We start from the raw sequence: 1,187 nt of genomic DNA on the forward strand, positions 1-1,187 counted from the left end.
GACTTTGGCAAGAATCAAGACACCGAAGTTTCTAATCCACAACGCGGTGAGCGGCACCCGCACGGCAGCGTTGAACACACCGCTGATCGCTATGACGACGAACGCCATGAGTGCCACGGCCGAGAAGCGGCGCGCGGCGAAGTCGAGATAGCTCCCCTTTCTGCGGGCATGCAGCACGAGAGCCGCTATTCCTCCCATCCAGATCGACGCCGCAAGGATATGCAGAACCAAACTGTTCGTGGCGATGTCGTGGGATCCGCCCGAGGAGGAGTGACCCGACAATGCCCTGGGGAGCAGGCTGAACAAAGCGAATGCGAGAAGTAACGGTGTCCACGAATATCGCAGGGTCAGACGACACGCAATCGCGAGTACGAGTGTGAGTCCTGCGGTCCATGCCCATGCAGTTGTGACATCGATGTCCGAGATCGCGCGAGCGAACAGCCCTGGATCGGCGAACACGACGGAGAGAGGTTGGCCTGAACTGTCCGAGAGGGTGAGTGGAACGAGCAGCGCCGCGCATACCGCCCAGATAGCGGCGGCGACGCTTGCGGTTCGTAGCGCCAGATATCCGTCGACATCGAGTACACCTGAGGCTTGAGGCGGAACGAGAACGGCAGCCAAAAGTAGACTGCCTACGGTCATCACGGCGGCAACCTCGCCGAACGCCATCACCGCCGGGAGTCCGTAAATCGTCAAGGGCCCCGGATCTGGAAGTCCGAGCAATCGCAGCGCCTCGGAAGTTGATGCGCGCGCCAATGCCGCCGCAGTGATTGCAGCTATGACACCCCATCCCAATACTTTCCGTATGGGTCGTCCGACGACGAGGGTATCGGCGCCGGACGGTTCGGTTTCGATCATTTGCGGGTGGACCTCTCAGCATTGTGGATCTCGCCCGCGCGATCGGTGCTCCGGACCAAAATACTATGACGGATAGTTGCATGGGTGCTTCAGCCAGGGTTTACTGAAACTCTCTCGTTGGCAAATATGCGCATATGAGAATACGACGCTCCAGTCATCGGCGAGAAGGGCATATCGAGATGGGTCACGGCCATGGGCACGGCGTTGCGGAACAAGCTGCGAGTGCATCGGGTAAACATGTCCGCAAATTATGGATAGCCGTCGGGCTCGGTCTGGTCACGTTCGTCACGCAAGTCATCGTGGGGTTGTCCACGTCATCACTCGCCCTG

2 pseudogenes are annotated in these 1,187 nt (G+C 59.4%); one reads left to right on the forward strand and one right to left on the reverse strand.

Annotation, left to right across the window (positions count from 1 at the left end):
- Window positions 1–858, reverse strand: a pseudogene (locus tag ACF1AK_RS36415) (copper resistance protein CopD); the annotation flags it as partial.
- Between the two features lie 134 nt (window positions 859–992).
- Here ACF1AK_RS36415 and ACF1AK_RS36420 point away from each other — a divergent pair.
- Window positions 993–1,187 (forward strand): annotated as a pseudogene (locus ACF1AK_RS36420) (hypothetical protein); the annotation flags it as partial.

The sequence above is a fragment of the Kitasatospora sp. NPDC015120 genome (genome assembly GCF_043080305.1).
Classification (GTDB): Bacteria; Actinomycetota; Actinomycetes; order Streptomycetales; family Streptomycetaceae; genus Kitasatospora.